The organism is Streptomyces sp. NPDC037410 (genome assembly GCF_055602235.1).
In genome coordinates this window covers 49,721-67,764 of record NZ_JBVJWR010000019.1, presented here as the reverse complement: position 1 = coordinate 67,764, position 18,044 = coordinate 49,721, and the positions used below count along the sequence as shown (strand labels likewise).

Genomic DNA, 18,044 nt, shown 5'->3' with positions numbered 1-18,044 from the left:
GAGAGTCAGGAGGCTCCATGCGTGGTTCCCTCACCCGAGCATTGACGGGTGCTCTGGGCCTGATCGCCGCGGCGGCGGGACAGCTCGTCACCGCCGGTCCCGTGGCCGCCGACAGCGTCGTGGTGGGCGGGCGGGCGACCCAGATCACGGACGCGCCGTGGGTCGTGGCGCTGTCCAGCCGTGACCGGTTCGGGGGTACGCGCGCGGGGCAGTTCTGCGGGGGTGTGGTCGTCGCGCCGACCAAGGTGCTCACGGCGGCCCACTGCCTGGGCCGCGAGGTGCTCGGCGGGGAGCCCTGGGAGCTGCGCGACTTCGTGGTGATCGCGGGCCGCGCGGCGCTGCGCGGACCGGAGGGGCAGGAGGTCCGGATCTCCGACACCTGGATCAACCCCGACTACGACCCGACGACCAACTCGGGCGACGTGGCCGTGCTGACGCTGGTGACCGCGCTGCCGCAGTCGTACGTGATCGGCGTCGCGCGGTCCGGGGACGCGGCGTACGCGCCCGGGACGGAGGCGGACGTCTACGGCTGGGGTGACACGACCGGCAACGGGACCTACGCCTCCGCGCTGCGGACGGCGCGCGTCCAGGTGCTGCCGGACACGGCGTGCGAGCGGGCGTACCCGGGCGGTTTCGGCGTCCGCTACCAGAGCGGGACGATGCTGTGCGCGGGAGACCCGCAGGGCGGGAAGGACGCGTGCCAGGGCGACAGCGGAGGCCCGCTGGTGGCCAGGGGGCTCCTCGTCGGTCTGGTGTCCTGGGGCAGCGGCTGCGGGCAGGCCGAGAACCCTGGCGTCTACACGCGCGTCTCCGCGGTGCTTCCCGCACGCTTCTGAGACGCCGCCGCATACGAGAACGGGCGGTCGCCCGCGCGAGCGCGCGAGTGACCGCCCGTCGTCCGGTCAGCGACCGGCCCTGGGCTCGTCGTGGATGGCGTCAGGCGTGGTCCTCGCCCATCGTCCGGGCCGGCACGTCCGTCAGCCGGTCCGTCTCATCCTGTATCTCAACGGCGATCTTCTTGAGTTCCGGCTCGAACTTACGTCCGTGGTGGGCGCAGAAGAGCAAGTCACCTCCGCTGGTCAGAACGACGCGCAGGTATGCCTGGGCGCCGCAGCGGTCGCAACGGTCAGCGGCCGTCAGGGGGCTCGCGGGGGTCAGAACAGTAGTCACGTCGCCTCTTCTCTAGCTCGACGAGCTGTCGTACCAGGGTCAACATCCAACCAGGCCGAAAACGTTCCCGCTCGCGGCTTTTCCTTGAAACTTCTTCCGAGGCGGCTGTCTGCTGCCGGTTGGCGGCGAATGAGCCGTATTGCGTCGCTCTACGGATTTCGCGTTGCTTGTGTCGGTTAGCCCTCCCGGCGTGGTTGCCGGTTGTTCATGAGGACGTGCCCGGAGCCTAAATGGTTCATGCCTGGAAGGGAACGTGACGTTCACGTCACCCCATCGAGGGATCGAACATCCATACGACCCTGGACTAGCATGAGGAATCGGGGTGGGTGGCGTGACAACGGCTCTACCAGGCATCGGTACCCTCTGTGCGGTGACCGACGCAGGGCCTTACCCCACCGGGCCAGATTTCAAATTCAGCGAGGAGCGAACCGCGTGACCGCCGAAACGTCCGTGCCGTCCAGTGCGCTGCTGACCGCAGACCGTGACGGTTCCAACTACACCGCGCGGCACCTGCTCGTACTCGAAGGGCTCGAAGCGGTCCGCAAGCGCCCCGGTATGTACATCGGGTCCACCGACAGCCGCGGCCTGATGCACTGCATCTGGGAGATCATCGACAACTCGGTCGACGAGGCCCTCGGCGGCTACTGCGACCACATCGAGGTCATCCTCCACGACGACGGCTCGGTCGAGGTCCAGGACAACGGCCGGGGCATCCCGGTCGACGTCGAGCCGAAGACCGGCCTCTCCGGCGTCGAGGTCGTCATGACCAAGCTGCACGCCGGCGGAAAGTTCGGCGGCGGGTCGTACGCGGCCTCGGGCGGTCTGCACGGCGTCGGCGCCTCCGTGGTGAACGCCCTGTCGGCCCGCCTCGACGTCGAGGTCGACCGGAACAGCGCGACCCACTCGATCTCCTTCCGCCGCGGTGTCCCCGGCATCTTCACCGAGCAGGGCCCCGACAGCCCCTTCGACCCGGCCAACGGCCTCGTCAAGGGCAAGCGCGTCCCGAAGACCCGCACCGGTACGCGCATCCGCTACTGGGCGGACCGGCAGATCTTCCTCAAGGACGCCAAGCTCTCCCTGGAGACGCTCCACCAGCGCGCCCGGCAGACCGCCTTCCTCGTCCCGGGCCTCACCATCGTCGTCCGCGACGAGCGGGACCTGGCCGGCGTCGGCAAGAGCGAGGAGACCTTCCGCTTCGACGGAGGCATCAGCGAGTTCTGCGAGTACCTCGCGCAGGACAAGGCCGTCTGCGACATTCAGCGCCTCACCGGGCAGGGCACCTTCAAGGAGACCGTCCCGGTCCTCGACGAGCGCGGCCACATGACCCCGACCGAGGTCACCCGTGAGCTCGCCGTCGACGTCGCCCTGCGCTGGGGCACCGGCTACGACACCACGGTGAAGTCCTTCGTCAACATCATCGCCACGCCCAAGGGCGGCACCCACGTCTCCGGCTTCGAGCAGGCCATCACCAAGACGGTGAACGAGGTGCTGCGCTCGGCCAAGATGCTGCGCGTCGCCGAGGACGACATCGTCAAGGACGACGCCCTGGAGGGGCTCACGGCCGTCGTGACGGTCCGCCTCGCCGAGCCGCAGTTCGAGGGGCAGACCAAGGAGGTCCTCGGCACCTCCGCCGCCCGCCGGATCGTGGCGAACGTGGTGGCCAAGGAGCTCAAGACCTTCCTCACCTCCACCAAGCGGGACGCCAAGGCGCAGGCGCGCGCGGTGCTCGAAAAGGCCGTCGCCGCGGCGCGGACCCGGATCGCGGCCCGCCAGCACAAGGACGCCCAGCGCAGGAAGACCGCGCTCGAGTCCTCCTCGCTGCCGGCCAAGCTCGCCGACTGCCGCAGCGACGACGTGGAGCGCAGCGAGCTCTTCATCGTCGAGGGAGACTCGGCCCTCGGCACGGCCAAGCTCGCCCGGAACAGCGAGTTCCAGGCGCTGCTGCCGATCCGCGGCAAGATCCTCAACGTCCAGAAGTCGTCCGTCTCGGACATGCTGAAGAACGCCGAGTGCGGCGCGATCATCCAGGTCATAGGAGCGGGTTCGGGCCGCACCTTCGACATCGACGCCGCGCGCTACGGGAAGATCGTCCTTCTCGTCGACGCCGATGTCGACGGGGCCCACATCCGCTGCCTGCTGCTGACGCTCTTCCAGCGGTACATGCGGCCCATGGTCGAGGCCGGCCGGGTCTTCGCCGCGGTGCCGCCGCTGCACCGGATCGAGCTCGTCCAGCCCAGGAAGGGCCAGGACAAGTACGTCTACACGTACTCGGACAACGAGCTGCGGCAGACCCTCCTGGAGTTCCAGCGCAAGGGGGTCCGCTACAAGGACGCCATCCAGCGCTACAAGGGTCTCGGCGAGATGGACGCCGACCAGCTCGCGGAGACCACGATGGATCCGCGTCACCGCACCCTGCGCCGGATCAACATCGGCGACCTCGACGCGGCGGAGCAGGTCTTCGACCTCCTCATGGGCAACGACGTGGCGCCCCGCAAGGAGTTCATCACCGGCTCGGCGGCGACCCTCGACCGCTCGCGCATCGACGCCTGAGGAACCCCAGGCTATGCGTACCGCACGACCTGAGGAACCCCGGGCCGTGCGGTACGCATATCAGCACGGTCTGGTCAGGGCGCCCCGGAGAAGAGTCACCTGATGGGGTGAAGTGAAGGGGGAGAAGAGTCCGGGATCTTCCCGCTCTGTCCATCCTTGTGCACGCGGCCGAAACGGTTCGCTGACAAGGAGAGTTGGTCGGTGGAGCAGGTGGACAGGCAAGAGGGGCGCGACGCCTCGGCGATGGCGGTCGACGATCCCTGGTACGAGGCGACGGCTTCCGGCTGGAGCGGGGAAACGCCGGCCGGGACGCCCGGCGGCGGCCGCCCCGACGCGGTGCCGCGGCAGCGGGTCCACAGTGCGGCGGAGATCTATCTGGAAGTCCAGCGGAGCCCCGCCTTCCAGGAAGTCCGCCGCCGCTACCGTCGGTTCGTCTTCCCGGCCACCCTGGCGTTCCTCCTCTGGTACCTCGCCTACGTGGTCGCGGCGACCGCCGCACCCGGGCTGATGGCGTGGCCGGTGGCCGGAGCGGTGAACGTGGCGATGGTCGCGGGGCTCGGGCAGTTCCTCACCACCTTCCTGCTGACCTGGGCGTACGCGCGGCACGCGCGGCTGCGCAGGGACCGGGCCGCGCTGGAGCTGCGGTGGGACACGCAGGAGATGACCCGGGGGATGGTGCAGTCGTGACCGGAAGCCACCAGACGCTGGCGCTCGTCCTGTTCAGCGTCTTCGTCGCCGTGACCCTGGCGATCACCACCTGGGTGAGCCGCCACCGCCACGGTTCGGCGGAGGAGTTCTATGCCGGAGGGCGACTGTTCTCGCCCATGGAGAACGGCTTCGCCATCGCCGGGGACTACATGTCCGCGGCCTCCTTCCTCGGCATCTCCGGGCTGATCGCGCTCTACGGCTACGACGGCATGCTGTACTCCGTCGGCTTCCTCGTCGCCTGGCTGGTCGTGCTGCTGCTGGTCGCCGAACTGGTGCGCAACTGCGGCCGGTTCACGCTGGCCGACGTCGTCGCCGCGCGGATGACGGAGCGGCCGGTGCGGATCGCCGCCGGAACGTCCTCGGTGGCCGTCTCCGTGCTGTACCTCGTGGCGCAGATGGTGGGGGCCGGGAGCCTGGTGGCGCTGCTGCTCGGCGGTTCCAGCGAGGCGGCGCGCGCGTGGACGGTGATCGGCGTGGGCGCGCTGATGGTGATCTACGTGTCGCTGGGCGGGATGCGGGCCACCACCTGGATCCAGATCGTCAAGGCGGTCCTGCTCATGGCGGGCACGATCGCACTCACCGTCCTCGTCCTGCTCCGGTTCCACGGCGACGTGAACAGCCTGCTCTCCAGCGCGGCCGAGCGCAGCGGGCACGGCCTGGGCTTCCTCGCGCCCGGGCTGCGTTACGGCGGGGACTGGACGGCCCGCCTCGACTTCATCAGCCTCGGCCTCGCCCTCGTCCTGGGCACGGCAGGACTGCCGCACATCCTGTCGCGCTTCTACACCGTGCCGACCGCCCGGGCCGCCCGCCGCTCCGTCGTCTGGTCCATCGGGCTCATCGGCAGCTTCTACCTGATGACCATCGTGCTCGGCTTCGGCGCGGCGGCGCTGATCGGCCCCGACGAGGTCCGTGCGTCCAACGCCTCAGGGAACACGGCCGTACCGCTGCTCGCCCTCGACCTCGGCGGCGGCGCCGGCTCCACCGGCGGCACGGTGCTGTTCGCGGTCGTCGCCGCCGTCGCCTTCGCGACCATCCTCGCCGTCGTCGCCGGGATCACGCTGGCCTCCTCGGCCTCCGTCGCCCACGACCTGTACAGCTCGCTGCGCCGCCCGCACGCGAAGCAGTACAGCGAGGTGGCCGTGGCCAGGGTCGCCGCGGCCGGGATCGGCGCCGCCGCCATCGGCCTCGGGCTGCTCGCCCGCGACCTCAACGTGGCCTTCCTCGTCGGCCTCGCCTTCGCGGTCGCGGCCTCCGCCAATCTGCCGGTGCTGCTCTACTCGCTGTTCTGGCGGAAGTTCACCACCCGGGGCGCGGTCTGGTCGGTGTACGGCGGCCTGATCCCCGCGGTGCTGCTCGTGCTGGTCTCCCCGGTCGTCTCCGGCAGCCCGGAGTCGCTGTTCCCGGGCGTCGACTTCCACCTCTTCCCGTTGCAGAACCCGGGGGTGGTCTCCATTCCGCTCGGCTTCCTGACCGGATGGATCGGTACGGTCACCTCGCCCGAGCCGCCCGACGAGGCCCGGCACGCGGAGACCGAGGTGCGCTCCCTGACAGGCGCGGGCGCCGTCTGACCGTCCCGTCGCGGGGCCTGACCGTGCTTGCCGCTCCCGCGGCGGGGCCCCACCCGTCTGACCGTCCCGTCGCGGGGGCCCCACCCGTCAGGCCCTCCTGGCAGGTGGGGCCCCCGCGACGTGCGGCCCTCAGCCGCCGGTCGGTGAGCTCGTCCAGGCGTACCGGTGCTCGGGGCGGCCCGTCTCCCCGTACCGGAGGGAGAGGCGTACCCGTCCGGTGCGTTCCAGGAGTTTGAGGTAGCGCTGCGCGGTCTGGCGGCTGACGCCGGCCCGCTCGGCGATCTCCTGCGCGGACAGCGGCCCGTCGGCCGCGAGCAGTACCTGCCGGACCACCTCGGCGGTGGTGGGGGAGTGGCCCTTGGGCAGGTCGGGGGTGACGGCGCCCGCCGACAGGACCCCGAAGATCCGGTCCACCTCGGCCTGCTCCGCCTCGCCGCCGCTCTCCAGGGTGCGGCGGAGCGTGGCGTAGGCCTCCAGCTTGGCGCGGAGCCCGGCGAAGTTGAACGGCTTGACGAGGTACTGGAGCGCGCCGTGCCGCATCGCCGACTGCACGGTGGCCACGTCACGGGCCGCCGTCACCATGATCACGTCGCACTGGTGGCCACGCGCGCGGAGCTCCCGTACGGCCGCGAGTCCGTTCTCGTCGGGCAGGTAGTGGTCCAGGAGGATCAGGTCGACGGGCCGTCCGTCCAGGGCGGCGAGTGCCTCGGCGGTCGAGTGGGCGGTGGCGACCACCCGGAAGCCGGGCACCTTGGCGACATAGGCGGCGTTGATCCGCGCGACCAGCACGTCGTCGTCCACCACGAGCACGTCGATCATCGCGACGCCTCCTCAGAGCGGTGCGCATTCTGTTCGGGCGCGGTGGGGCCCGGCTCTGTCGGCCCCGGCTCGGTCAGGGCGTCCGGCAGGACGACCGTGAACACCGCGCCGCCCTCGGGACCGTCGGTCACCCCGGCGGTGCCGCCCCGGCGCTCGGCGAGCCGGCGCACCAGGGCGAGGCCGAGCCCGCGCTTCCCGTGGGACGGCAGCTCCTTCGTCGTCCAGCCCTCGGTGAAGATCAGCTCGCGGCGGTCCTCGGGGACGCCCGGGCCGCCGTCCGTGACCCGCAGCACCACCGTACGGCCCTCGGCGCGGAAGGAGACCTCGACGCGGGCGCCGGGGGTGCCGGCGACGGCGTCCAGGGCGTTGTCGACCAGATTGCCGACCACGGTGACCAGCTCGCGCGGGTCGACGAGCCGGTCCGGCAGCAGGGAGTCGGGTGCGAGCCGCAGCGAGACGCCCCGCTCGGCGGCGACGGTCGCCTTCCCGACCAGGAGCGCGGCGAGGAGCGGGTCGTGGACCTTCTCCGTGACCTGCTCGGCGGTGGCCCGGTGCACGCCGACGACCTCCGTGACGAACTCGACCGCCTCCTCGTGCATCTCCAGCTCCAGGAGGCCGAGGAGGGTGTGCAGCCGGTTCGCGTGCTCGTGGTCCTGGGCGCGGAGCGCGTCGATCAGGCCCCGGGTGGAGTCGAGCTCGCGTCCGAGGCGTTCCAGTTCGGTGCGGTCGCGGAGGGTCGCCACGGCGCCGCCGTCGTGCGTGGGCATCCGGTTGGCGATCAGGACCCGGTGTCCCCGGACGGTGAGCAGGTCCTCGCCGGTGACCCGGCCCGCGAGGACGTCGGCGGTACGGCCCCCGCCGAGGACCTCGTCGAGCGGCCGGCCCGCCGCCTCGGGGCCGAGGCCGAGGAGCCGCTGCGCCTCGTCGTTCATGAGGCGGACGGAGCCGTTGCGGTCGAGGGCCACGACGCCCTCGCGGATGCCGTGCAGCATGGCCTCGCGTTCGGCGAGCAGCGCGGAGATGTCGGAGAAGGCCAGGTCGTGGGTCTGTCGCTGAAGCCGCCGCGAGATCAGGTAGGCGGCGAGCGCCCCGGCCGCGAGCGCGCCGCCCGCGTAGGCCAGGAGGCCGGGGATGGCGGCGAGGAGCCGGTCGCGGACGCTGTCGTACTCGATGCCGACGGAGACCGCGCCGACGATCCGCCCGTCGGCGTCCCGCAGCGGCACCTTGCCGCGCGCCGAGCGGCCCAGGGTGCCGCTGTCGATCTCCATGACCTCGTGCCCGGCGAGGACGGCGCTCGGGTCGGTGGAGACGCGCCTGCCGATCTGCGCGGGGTCGGTGTGCGACCAGCGCACCCCGCGCGTGTCCATGACCACGACGTACTCGGCGCCCGTGGAGGTCCTGATCCGCTCCGCCTCCGTCTGGACCGGGCCCCGCGCGGACGGTCGGCTGCCGGTGAGGTCCGCGGCGAGCCGGGGCGACGCGGTGGTCCCGGCGATGGCCAGGGCCTGCCGCATGGCCTGGTCGTCGAGCTGGGCGCTCAGCGGGGCGAGGAAGAGGCCGGTGGCGAGGACGGTCACACCGGTCGCGATGGCCAGCTGCATCAGCAGGACCTGCGAGAACACCCGCTGCGGCCACCCGAACCGCCGGCGGCGCGCGCGGGCGCGCGGCGGGCTGGTCTGTGCGGGGCTCATGCCGGAAACGGTAAGCGGCCGCGCCCCGGGACCGGAAATGGTGACGGAACGGGCGCCTATTCTGGGGTCTCCCACGGCCGTGGGACCCGAAGGAACCGGAGGCACGTCCCTTGACCACGCAGCAGATCCCCGTCGTCGTCCTGGCCGGGTTTCTCGGGGCAGGGAAGACCACGCTCCTCAACCATCTGCTGCGCAGCGCCCGGGGCACCCGTATCGGAGTCATGGTCAACGACTTCGGTGACATCGGCATCGACGCGATGACCGTCGCCGGCCAGGTCGGGTCCACCGTCTCCCTCGGCAACGGCTGCCTGTGCTGTGCCGTCGACGCCGGGGAGCTCGACGCGTACCTGGAGGTCCTCACCCGGCCCGAGTCCCGGCTCGACGTGATCGTGATCGAGGCGAGCGGGCTCGCGGAGCCGGAGGAGCTGGTCCGCATGGTGCTCGCCAGCGAGAACGAGCGGGTCGTGTACGGGGGACTCGTCCAGGTCGTCGACGCGGCCGAGTTCGAGGCCACCCGGCAGCGGCACCCCGGGACCGACCGGCACCTCGCCCTCGCCGACCTCGTCGTCGTCAACAAGGCGGACCGGGTGGCGGAGGAGGAGCTGCGGAGCGTACGGGAGACGGTCGCCGCGCTCGCAGGGCGCGCCGCCGTGGTCGAGGCCTCCCACGGGCGCGTCGATCCGGAGCTGCTCTTCGACCGGGTCGTCCCGGAGGGCGAGATCGAGGGCCAGATGTCGATCGAGGACATCCTGTACGGCTCCGAGGACGGCGACCGCGCCCATCCGCACGCGGCCTACGAGAGCCTCTCGGTGACGTCCCCGACGCCGCTGCACCCGCGCCGCCTGATGGCCTTCCTCGACTCGCGCCCCGAGGGCCTCTACCGGATCAAGGGCTTCGTCGACCTCGGCCCCGCCGACCCGGCCAACCGCTACGCCGTGCACGCGGTCGGCCGTTTCCTGCGCTTCTACCCCGAGCCCTGGCCCGCCGGCGAGGAACGCCTCACCCAGCTCGTCCTGATCGGCTCCGGCACCGACGCGGCCGCCCTGCGCAAGGAACTCGCCGCCTGCGCACTGAACGGCCCGCAGGACACCCCCGACGAACACGGCATGTGGGGCGTCCTGCGGTACGTACAGCGGTCCGAGGAAGATCCGGACGAGGCCCAGGCCCTGTCCGGCGCATCAGGGTCGGACAGGACCTAGCTCGCCGGGCCCGCCAGCACGTCGATCGGCTTCGGGAGGGGGGTGCCCGAGCCGTCGCGGCGGGGGTCCGGCTCCGGGAGGTCCACCGGGGTGCCGTTCTTCTGGGCGGCGCGGGCCGGGGTGGTGCCCGCCCAGGCCAGGGTCAGGACGTCCTCGCCCTTCAGGAAGCGCTGGCAGCGGACGCCGCCGGTCGCGCGGCCCTTGCGTGGGTACTGGTCGAACGGGGTCAGCTTCGCCGACGTGCCCGCCGAGGAGTCCAGGGTGCCGGTGGAGCCCGCCACGGTGAAGACGACGGCGCCCGACGCCGGGTCGACGGCCGTGAACGAGATGACCTCGGCGCCCGCGGTGAGCTTGATGCCCGCCATGCCGCCCGCCGGACGGCCCTGGGGCCGCACCTGCGAGGCCTGGTAGCGGAGCAGCTGCGCGTCGGAGGTGATGAAGACGAGGTCCTCCTCGCCCGTCCGCAGCTCCGTCGCGCCGACGATCCGGTCACCGTCCTTGAGGGTGATGACCTCCAGCTCCTCCTTGTTCGCCGGATAGTCCGGCACCACGCGCTTCACCACGCCCTGCAGCGTGCCGAGGGCGAGGCCCTGCGAGGACTCCTCCAGGGTGGTCAGGCAGACCACCGTCTCGTCCGCCTCCAGGGAGAGGAACTCCGACAGCGGCGCGCCGCCCGCGAGGTTCGGGGCGCTCGCGGTGTCCGGCAGCTGCGGCAGGTCGATCACCGCGATCCGCAGCAGCCGGCCGGCCGAGGTCACCGCGCCGACGTCACCGCGCTGGGTCGCGGCGACCGTCGAGACGATCACGTCGTGCTTGGCCCGCCTGCCGTCCGTCACCGGCGGGAGGTGCTCGGTCACCGTGCGGGCCAGCAGGCCCGTCGAGGAGAGCAGCACCCGGCACGGGTCGTCCGCGACCTCCAGGGACACGGCGGCGACGGGCGCGCCCGCCGACTCCAGGAGGACCGTCCGCCGGTCCGTGGCGAACTTCTTGGCGACCGCGGCCAGCTCCGCGGAGACCAGCTTGCGCAGCTCCGCGTCGGAGTCGAGGATCCCGGTCAGCTCGTCGATCTCGCCGTTGAGGCGGTCGCGCTCGCTCTCCAGTTCCAGGCGGTCGAACTTGGTGAGGCGGCGCAGCGGGGTGTCCAGGATGTACTGCGTCTGGATCTCGCTCAGCGAGAAGCGCTCCATCAGGCGCTCCTTGGCCTGGGCGGAGTTCTCGCTCTCCCGGATGAGCCGGATGACCTCGTCGATGTCGAGGAGCGCGACGAGGAGGCCTTCGACCAGGTGGAGCCGGTCGCGCTTCTTGGTGCGGCGGAACTCGGAGCGGCGCCGGACCACCTCGAAGCGGTGGTCGAGGTAGACCTCCAGGAGCTCCTTGAGGCCGAGGGTGAGCGGCTGTCCGTCGACCAGCGCCACGTTGTTGATGCCGAAGGACTCCTCCATCGGCGTCAGCTTGTAGAGCTGCTCCAGGACCGCCTCGGGCACGAAGCCGTTCTTGATCTCGATGACCAGGCGGAGGCCGTGGCTGCGGTCGGTGAGGTCCTTGACGTCCGCGATGCCCTGGAGCTTCTTGGAGCCGACCAGGTCCTTGATCTTGGAGACGACCTTCTCGGGGCCGACCGTGAAGGGCAGCTCGGTCACGATGATGCCCTTGCGGCGCGCCGTGACGGTCTCGACGGTCGCGGTGGCGCGGATCTTGAAGGAGCCGCGGCCCGACGCGTACGCGTCCTTGATGCCGGAGAGGCCGACGATCCGGCCGCCGGTCGGCAGGTCGGGTCCTGGCACGAAGCGCATCAGCGCCTCGAGGTCGGCGTTGGGGTAGCGGATCAGGTGGCGGGCGGCCGCGATGACCTCGCCGAGGTTGTGCGGGGGCATGTTCGTCGCCATGCCGACCGCGATTCCGGACGCGCCGTTGACCAGCAGGTTCGGGTAGGCGGCGGGGAGCGCGACCGGCTCCCGCTCCTGGCCGTCGTAGTTCGGCGCGAAGTCGACCGTGTCCTCGTCGATGGACTCGGTCATGAGCAGCGCGGCCGGGGCCATCCGCGACTCGGTGTACCGCATGGCGGCCGGCGGGTCGTCGTTGCCCAGGGAGCCGAAGTTGCCGTGGCCGTCGACGAGCGGGAGGCGCATGGAGAAGGGCTGGGCCATGCGGACCATCGCGTCGTAGATCGACGCGTCGCCGTGCGGGTGGAGCTTGCCCATCACCTCGCCGACGACACGGGCGCACTTGACGAAGCCGCGCTCGGGGCGGAGCCCCATCTCGCCCATCTGGAACACGATGCGGCGCTGGACGGGCTTCATGCCGTCGCGGGCGTCGGGGAGCGCGCGCGAGTAGATCACCGAGTACGCGTACTCGAGGAAGGAGCCCTGCATCTCGTCGACGACGTCGATGTCGAGGATTCGCTCCTCGAACGCGTCGTCCGGCGGCGGTGTCTTCGTGCTGCGGCGGGCCATCGCGGCTGCGGCTCCTTCACCAACAAGGTTGATCTGACGCGGACCATTGTGGACCGTGCCACCGACAACGCCGACCGCGACCCGGAAGAGGGACATCACGAAGCCCCGGGAACTTCGCCAGGTGTCGGCGCGCTTGCATACAGTGGCAGGACTTTTTCACATCGCGATCGAAGGGACGTACATGCCCATGGGTCACACGGCCACGGCCGAGGCCGGCTCCGGCGGCCTGACAGCGACCGAGCACCGGTTGGCGAACGGCCTGCGCGTGGTGCTCTCCGAGGACCACCTGACCCCGGTCGCCGCGGTCTGCCTCTGGTACGACGTCGGCTCGCGCCACGAGGTCAAGGGCCGCACGGGCCTCGCCCACCTCTTCGAGCACCTGATGTTCCAGGGCTCGAAGCAGGTGCACGGCAACGGCCACTTCGAGCTGGTGCAGGGCGCCGGCGGCTCGCTCAACGGCACGACGAGCTTCGAGCGCACCAACTACTTCGAGACCATGCCCGCGCACCAGCTGGAGCTCGCGCTCTGGCTGGAGGCCGACCGCATGGGCTCGCTGCTCGCCGCCCTGGACGACGAGTCCATGGAGAACCAGCGGGACGTCGTCAAGAACGAGCGCCGCCAGCGCTACGACAACGTGCCGTACGGCACGGCCTTCGAGCGGCTGACCGCCCTCGCCTACCCGGAGGGCCACCCGTACCACCACACGCCGATCGGCTCGATGGCCGACCTGGACGCGGCCACCCTGGAGGACGCGCGGAACTTCTTCCGCACGTACTACGCCCCGAACAACGCGGTGCTGTCCGTCGTCGGCGACATCGACCCGGTGCGGACGCTCGCCTGGGTCGAGAAGTACTTCGGCTCCATCCCCGCCCACGACGGCAAGCCCGAGCCGCGCCCCGGCGATCTGCCCGAGGTCATCGGCGAGCAGCTGCGCGAGGTCGTCGAGGAGGAGGTCCCGGCCCGTGCGCTGATGGCCGCCTACCGCCTGCCGCACGACGGCACGCGCGCGTGCGACGCCGCCGACCTGGCCCTGACGGTCCTGGGCGGCGGGGAGTCCTCCCGCCTGCACAACCGCCTGGTCCGCCGCGACCGTACGGCCGTCGCCGCCGGCTTCGGCCTGCTGCGGCTCGCCGGGGCGCCCTCGCTCGGCTGGCTGGACGTCAAGACCTCCGGAGGCGTCGAGGTCCCGCAGATCGAGGCCGCCGTCGACGATGAGCTCGCCCGGTTCGCCGCCGAGGGCCCCACGCCCGAGGAGATGGAGCGCGCCCAGGCCCAGTTGGAGCGCGAGTGGCTGGACCGGCTCGGCACCGTCGCGGGCCGCGCCGACGAACTGTGCCGGTTCGCCGTGCTGTTCGGCGACCCGCAGCTCGCCCTGACCGCCGTCGACCGCGTCCTGGACATCACCGCCGACGAGGTGCGCGAGGCCGCCGCGGCCAAGCTGCGCCCCGACAACCGCGCGGTGCTCGTCTACGAGCCCCTGGCGACCGAGCAGAGCGACCACGCCGACGGCGATGACGAAGAGGGAGCGGACCAGTGACCGACGCCGCCGCGTCTTTGACGAGCATGGACTTCCACCCGCAGCCCCAGCCGGGCACCGCGAAGCCGTGGGCCTTCCCGGCCCCGGACCGCGGCACGCTGGACAACGGCCTGACCGTGCTCACCAGCCACCGCCCCGGCCAGCAGGTCGTCGCCGTGGAGCTCTTCCTGCCGGCCCCGCTGGACGCCGAGCCCGCCGGTCTCGACGGTGTCGCGACCATCATGGCCCGCGCGCTCTCCGAGGGCACCGACCAGCACAGCGCCGAGGAGTTCGCGGCCGAGCTTGAGCGCTGCGGCGCCACGCTCGACGCGCACGCCGACCACCCGGGCGTACGGGTCTCCCTGGAGGTCCCGGTCTCCCGGCTGCCCAAGGCGCTCGGGCTGCTCTCCGAGGCCCTCATCGCCCCGGCGTTCCTGGACACCGAGGTCGAGCGCCTGGTGCGCAACCGTCTCGACGAGATCCCGCACGAGACGGCCAACCCGGGGCGCCGCGCCGCGAAGCAGCTCTCCAAGGAGCTGTTCCCGGCCGAGTCCCGGATGTCCCGGCCGCGCCAGGGCACGGAGGAGACGGTCGCCGCGATCGACGCCGCCGCCGTCCGCGCCTTCTTCGAGGCGTACGTCCGGCCCTCCACGGCCACCGCCGTGGTCGTCGGCGACCTGACCGGCGTCGACCTCGACAAGGTCCTCGCCGAGACGCTGGGCGCCTGGGAGGGCGAGCCGGCCGAGCCGCTCCCGATGCCGCCGATCACCGCCGACGACACCGGACGGGTCGTCATCGTGGACCGTCCCGGCGCCGTTCAGACGCAGCTGCTGATCGGCCGGGTCGGCCCCGACCGCCACGACGGCGTGTGGCCGGCCCAGGTCCTCGGCACGTACTGCCTCGGCGGCACCCTGACCTCGCGTCTGGACCGGGTCCTGCGCGAGGAGAAGGGCTACACGTACGGCGTGCGGGCCTTCGGCCAGGTCCTCCGCTCGGACGCCGAGGGGAACGGCGCGTCGATGCTCGCCATCAGCGGATCGATCGACACCCCCAACACGGGTCCGGCGCTCGACGACCTGTGGAAGGTGCTCCGCACGCTCGCCGCCGAGGGCCTCACCGACGCCGAGCGGGAGACGGCCGTGCAGAACCTGGTGGGGGTGGCGCCCCTCAAGTACGAGACGGCGGCCTCCGTCGCCGGGACGCTCGCCGACCAGGTGGAGCAGCACCTCGCGGACGACTACCAGGCCCAGTTGTACGCGCGGCTTGCCGAGACCGGCACCGTCGAGGCGACGGCCGCCGTGGTCAGCGCCTTCCCGGTGGACCGGCTCGTCACCGTGCTCGTCGGCGACGCGGCGCAGATCGCGGAGCCGGTGCGCGCGCTCGGCATCGGTGAAGTGACCGTCGTGACGGGCTGATTCCGGTCCTGAGACGACAACGGGAGGGCCCCGACGGCATAGTTCGTCGGGGTCCTCCGCTTTGTCCGTATTGCGATCAAGGTGATTGTTTGCCCTGTGGTATGTCTTACAAAAGACGTGTCCGGTTGGTGATTGAAAGACGATCCGCATAGCGTCGGTGCGGCTGTTCGTCAGTGCACGTGCCGCAACCGCGGCATCGGACAGTCATCGCCGAGTCCCCGTCAGGCGCGAGCCTGGGGAGCCGGGGACCCACATCGTCCCTGGGGTGAATCGGGCGCCTTCGTCTCGTGCGGAGGGGCTCGTAGGAGACCTTCCTGCTCCGAACCCGTCAGCTAACCCGGTAGGCGAGAAGGAAGGAAAGGATCAGCCTCTACATGGCGTTCACCCGTGCCACCGGGAAGCATCGTGGTCCGAGCCGGATGGCGCGCCGCAGCGTGGGCATCGCCGGCGTCGCGACGCTCGCCACCACCGGCGTCATCGGAACCCTCGCCTCCCCGGCACTCGCCGCCGACACGGACGACCGCTCCGTCGAGGACACCGGCCTCACCCAGGTGATCACCGAGGACTCCCTCGTCGACCCGATCAACGCCCAGGCCACCGCCCAGGAGCAGGAGGCCGTCGAGGCCATCGCCAAGGAGAAGGCCAGGGCCGAGGCGAAGCGCAAGGCCGAGGCCCGCGCCAAGGAGATCCGGGTGGAGCGCGAGCGCGCCGCCCGCGAGGCCGAGCGCCGCCGCCTCGCCTCCTTCCAGGCCCCCGTCGCCGGCTCGTACGTCTCCACCGGCTACAAGAGCAGCGGCTCGCTCTGGTCCTCCGGCAGTCACTCCGGCATCGACTTCCACGCCGCCTACGGCACCCGGGTCGTCTCCGTCGGCTCCGGCACCGTCGTCGAGGCCGGCTGGGGCGGCGCGTACGGCAACAACATCGTGATCCGGATGAACGACGGCACGTACACGCAGTACGGGCACCTCTCCTCCATCGGCGTCTACGTCGGCCAGACCGTCGAGCCGGGCCAGCAGATAGGCGTCTCGGGCTCCTCCGGCAACTCGACCGGCCCGCACCTCCACTTCGAGGCGCGCACCAGCCCCGAGTACGGCTCGGACATCAACCCGATCGCGTACCTCCGCGCCCGCGGCGTGAACGTCTGACCCGTACCGCCATCGCGTACCGCGTCGCAAAAGCCCCGGCTCGTACTGAGCCGGGGCTTTTCGCTGTCCAAAAGACTTCCATGGATTCCGCCGGGGCATCGGAAATTCCGGCGGGCTGCAATAGAGTCGAAGATCGGCGCAGAACAGGCGCCACTCGAATTGTCTCGCGCGCACCAAGGCGGAGGTCGGACATGCGCATTCCCGCGCACTCGGTATGCACGGCGATCCGGGACGACATCGTCTCCGGCGTGTACGAGCGGGGCGGTCGGCTGACCGAGGAGCAGCTAGCCCGCCGGTACGGGGTCTCCCGGGTCCCGGTCCGCGAGGCGCTGCGCACCCTGGAGTCCGAGGGCTTCGTCGTCTCCCGCCGCCACGCGGGCGCCCACGTCGCCGAGCCGACCGAGCAGGAGGCCGCCGACCTGCTCGACATGCGGGCGCTGCTCGAACCGCTGGGCGCCGCCCGGGCCGCGCAGCGGCGCACCGAGGCGCACCTCAAGGTGCTGCGCGGCCTGGTCAGGCTGGGGCAGGAGCGGGCCAGGCGCGATCAGGGCGAGGACCTGCGCTCGCTCGGCGGCTGGTTCCACGAGACGCTCGCGCAGGCCTCAGGGAGCCCCGCCCTGACGGCGCTGCTCACCCAGTTGCGGCACAAGATCGCCTGGACGTACGTCGTGGAGCAGCCCGCCCAGCCGGTGGAGGCCTGGGCCGAGCACGGCGCGATCGTGGACGCCGTGGCGCGCGGGGACGCCGAGCGGGCGCGGGCGCTGACTGCGCTCCACGCGGAACGCTCACTGCCGCTACACCGGCTCAAAAGGCTGGAGCCGGGCCGTGTGAGGGTTTCGCAACACGCCGTCAACACGGCGAGTGCCCGGAATTAACACCCGCACCGTATACAAAGAAAAGGCATCCGGCCCGGAATTCGCGCCGGGTTTTCCGTGCTGCCCGAAATCGTGACCGGGGAAATGCGTATGGCCGTGGGGGGGGGGGGGGGGGGGGGGGGGGGGGGGGGGGTGGGGGGGGGGCGGGGGGGGGGGGGGGGGGGGGGGGGGGGGGGGGGGGGGGGGGGGGTACTTACGTCCCCCCCCCCCCCCCCCCCCCCCCCCCCCCCCCCCCCCCCCCCTCCCCCCCCCCCGCCCCCCCCCCCCCCCCCCCCCCCCCCCCCCCCAACCACCCCCCCCCCCCCCCCCCCCCCCCCCCCCCCCCCCCCACGGCCATACGTCGTACGGGGGACCCGGGTCAGACGGTCTCGGGCAGCTCGTCCAGGCCCTCGGCGACCAGCTTCGCCAGGCGGTCGAGCGCGACCTCGGCGCCGTCGGCCTCCGAGGCGAGAACGATCTCCTCGCCGCCCTGAGCGCCCAGGCCGAGCACCGCGAGCATGGAGGCGGCGTTCACGGGGGTGCCGTCGGACTTGGCGATCGTCACCGGCACGCCGGAAGCCGTGGCGGCACGGACGAAGATGGACGCGGGGCGGGCGTGCAGGCCCTCGGCCCAGCCGACGTTGACGCGGCGCTCAGCCATGGTGTTGCCCTTCAAGTCTCAAGCGGGTTGTCTAGACCAGTCTCTCACGGGTTGCGCGGTGCTCACGCCGACCTTCGGCCCGGACCGGACCGCCCTTCGGCCTCCCTACCTTGCAACACCTTGCGGCCCGCACACCGGCCACGCGACCGGTGCCGCAGTCGTGTCGCGGTCGTAGGGGGGGGGGGGGGGGGGGGGGGGGGGGGGGGGGGAGAGAGAAAAACAACCACGCGGGCACCCAAAAAACGCACGAGAAAAGGTAGGAAGGAGGAGAAAAAAGCCCCACACACCCCCCCAA

The 18,044-nt window shown here is 71.8% G+C and carries 14 protein-coding genes and 1 riboswitch; of the genes, 9 read left to right on the top strand and 5 right to left on the bottom strand.

Going from position 1 to position 18,044, the window contains the following annotated elements; translation table 11 throughout:
- The first annotated feature begins 17 nt into the window (after positions 1 to 17).
- Complete coding sequence (locus ACZ7HT_RS28045) at positions 18 to 836, top strand: S1 family serine peptidase (RefSeq protein WP_471171018.1); 819 nt, start codon at positions 18 to 20, stop codon at positions 834 to 836.
- 100 nt (positions 837 to 936) lie between these two features.
- Here ACZ7HT_RS28045 and ACZ7HT_RS28040 read toward each other — a convergent pair whose 3' ends face one another.
- Positions 937 to 1,170, bottom strand: a complete 234-nt coding sequence (locus tag ACZ7HT_RS28040; protein ID WP_030687247.1) for a DUF7455 domain-containing protein — start codon at positions 1,168 to 1,170, stop codon at positions 937 to 939.
- Positions 1,171 to 1,602: 432 nt separating this feature from the next.
- On the opposite strand from ACZ7HT_RS28040, the gene ACZ7HT_RS28035 reads away from it, so the two are divergent.
- The 3 genes from ACZ7HT_RS28035 (at position 1,603) to ACZ7HT_RS28025 (ending at position 5,996) form a co-directional block, all read left to right on the top strand.
- Complete coding sequence (locus tag ACZ7HT_RS28035; protein WP_471171016.1) at positions 1,603 to 3,720, top strand: DNA gyrase/topoisomerase IV subunit B; 2,118 nt, start codon at positions 1,603 to 1,605, stop codon at positions 3,718 to 3,720.
- A gap of 243 nt (positions 3,721 to 3,963) precedes the next feature.
- Positions 3,964 to 4,407: a DUF485 domain-containing protein gene (locus ACZ7HT_RS28030; RefSeq protein WP_471171164.1), complete on the top strand. Its 444-nt coding sequence runs from the start codon at positions 3,964 to 3,966 to the stop codon at positions 4,405 to 4,407.
- Positions 4,404 to 5,996 carry a solute symporter family protein gene (locus tag ACZ7HT_RS28025; RefSeq protein ID WP_471171015.1) on the top strand — a complete coding sequence of 531 codons (1,593 nt, stop codon included), beginning with the start codon at positions 4,404 to 4,406 and terminating at the stop codon, positions 5,994 to 5,996. Before ACZ7HT_RS28030 ends, ACZ7HT_RS28025 begins: the two co-directional genes overlap by 4 nt.
- Before the next feature lie 129 nt (positions 5,997 to 6,125).
- Here the strand turns inward: ACZ7HT_RS28025 and ACZ7HT_RS28020 are convergent, their stop codons facing one another.
- Positions 6,126 to 6,815, bottom strand: a complete 690-nt coding sequence (locus ACZ7HT_RS28020) for a DUF7342 family protein (protein WP_471171013.1) — start codon at positions 6,813 to 6,815, stop codon at positions 6,126 to 6,128.
- Positions 6,812 to 8,506: a sensor histidine kinase gene (locus ACZ7HT_RS28015; protein ID WP_471171011.1), complete on the bottom strand. Its 1,695-nt coding sequence runs from the start codon at positions 8,504 to 8,506 to the stop codon at positions 6,812 to 6,814. The genes ACZ7HT_RS28020 and ACZ7HT_RS28015 overlap by 4 nt, the downstream gene beginning before the upstream one ends.
- Positions 8,507 to 8,616: 110 nt before the next feature.
- On the opposite strand from ACZ7HT_RS28015, the gene ACZ7HT_RS28010 reads away from it, so the two are divergent.
- On the top strand, positions 8,617 to 9,705 hold the full coding sequence (locus ACZ7HT_RS28010; RefSeq protein ID WP_471171009.1) for a CobW family GTP-binding protein: 1,089 nt from the start codon (positions 8,617 to 8,619) through the stop codon (positions 9,703 to 9,705).
- Here the strand turns inward: ACZ7HT_RS28010 and ACZ7HT_RS28005 are convergent.
- Positions 9,702 to 12,158, bottom strand: coding sequence for a DNA gyrase/topoisomerase IV subunit A (locus ACZ7HT_RS28005; RefSeq protein WP_471171007.1), 2,457 nt, complete (start codon positions 12,156 to 12,158; stop codon positions 9,702 to 9,704). The genes ACZ7HT_RS28010 and ACZ7HT_RS28005 overlap by 4 nt on opposite strands.
- A 181-nt stretch (positions 12,159 to 12,339) precedes the next feature.
- Here ACZ7HT_RS28005 and ACZ7HT_RS28000 point away from each other — a divergent pair, with 181 nt between their 5' ends.
- The 4 genes from ACZ7HT_RS28000 (at position 12,340) to ACZ7HT_RS27985 (ending at position 17,109) form a co-directional block, all read left to right on the top strand.
- Positions 12,340 to 13,695 carry a M16 family metallopeptidase gene (locus tag ACZ7HT_RS28000; protein WP_471171005.1) on the top strand — a complete coding sequence of 452 codons (1,356 nt, stop codon included), beginning with the start codon at positions 12,340 to 12,342 and terminating at the stop codon, positions 13,693 to 13,695.
- A gap of 26 nt (positions 13,696 to 13,721) precedes the next feature.
- The gene (locus ACZ7HT_RS27995) at positions 13,722 to 15,089 is read left to right on the top strand and encodes a M16 family metallopeptidase (protein WP_471171163.1); all 1,368 of its coding nucleotides are present in this window, start codon (positions 13,722 to 13,724) and stop codon (positions 15,087 to 15,089) included.
- Between the two features lie 198 nt (positions 15,090 to 15,287).
- Positions 15,288 to 15,451, top strand: a riboswitch (cyclic di-AMP (ydaO/yuaA leader).
- A 12-nt stretch (positions 15,452 to 15,463) separates the two neighbouring features.
- Complete coding sequence (locus tag ACZ7HT_RS27990) at positions 15,464 to 16,234, top strand: M23 family metallopeptidase (RefSeq protein ID WP_471171003.1); 771 nt, start codon at positions 15,464 to 15,466, stop codon at positions 16,232 to 16,234.
- A 191-nt stretch (positions 16,235 to 16,425) separates the two neighbouring features.
- Positions 16,426 to 17,109 (top strand): GntR family transcriptional regulator, encoded by a 684-nt coding sequence (locus tag ACZ7HT_RS27985; protein ID WP_471171001.1) that lies wholly within the window; start codon positions 16,426 to 16,428, stop codon positions 17,107 to 17,109.
- Positions 17,110 to 17,467: 358 nt separating this feature from the next.
- Here ACZ7HT_RS27985 and ACZ7HT_RS27980 read toward each other — a convergent pair whose 3' ends face one another.
- Positions 17,468 to 17,749 (bottom strand): HPr family phosphocarrier protein, encoded by a 282-nt coding sequence (locus ACZ7HT_RS27980; RefSeq protein WP_024754966.1) that lies wholly within the window; start codon positions 17,747 to 17,749, stop codon positions 17,468 to 17,470.
- Positions 17,750 to 18,044 lie beyond the last annotated feature (295 nt).

Bases quoted from the DNA above. Each gene is read 5' to 3' on its own strand.
- ACZ7HT_RS28015 (WP_471171011.1), bottom strand. From the start codon at position 8,506: ATGAGCCCCGCACAGACCAGCCCGCCGCGCGCCCGCGCGCGCCGCCGG.
- ACZ7HT_RS28020 (WP_471171013.1), bottom strand. From the start codon at position 6,815: ATGATCGACGTGCTCGTGGTGGACGACGACGTGCTGGTCGCGCGGATC.
- ACZ7HT_RS27990 (WP_471171003.1), top strand. From the start codon at position 15,464: ATGGCGTTCACCCGTGCCACCGGGAAGCATCGTGGTCCGAGCCGGATG.
- ACZ7HT_RS28005 (WP_471171007.1), bottom strand. From the start codon at position 12,158: ATGGCCCGCCGCAGCACGAAGACACCGCCGCCGGACGACGCGTTCGAG.
- ACZ7HT_RS28000 (WP_471171005.1), top strand. From the start codon at position 12,340: ATGCCCATGGGTCACACGGCCACGGCCGAGGCCGGCTCCGGCGGCCTG.
- ACZ7HT_RS27995 (WP_471171163.1), top strand. From the start codon at position 13,722: ATGGACTTCCACCCGCAGCCCCAGCCGGGCACCGCGAAGCCGTGGGCC.
- ACZ7HT_RS28045 (WP_471171018.1), top strand. From the start codon at position 18: ATGCGTGGTTCCCTCACCCGAGCATTGACGGGTGCTCTGGGCCTGATC.
- ACZ7HT_RS27980 (WP_024754966.1), bottom strand. From the start codon at position 17,749: ATGGCTGAGCGCCGCGTCAACGTCGGCTGGGCCGAGGGCCTGCACGCC.
- ACZ7HT_RS28030 (WP_471171164.1), top strand. From the start codon at position 3,964: ATGGCGGTCGACGATCCCTGGTACGAGGCGACGGCTTCCGGCTGGAGC.
- ACZ7HT_RS27985 (WP_471171001.1), top strand. From the start codon at position 16,426: ATGCGCATTCCCGCGCACTCGGTATGCACGGCGATCCGGGACGACATC.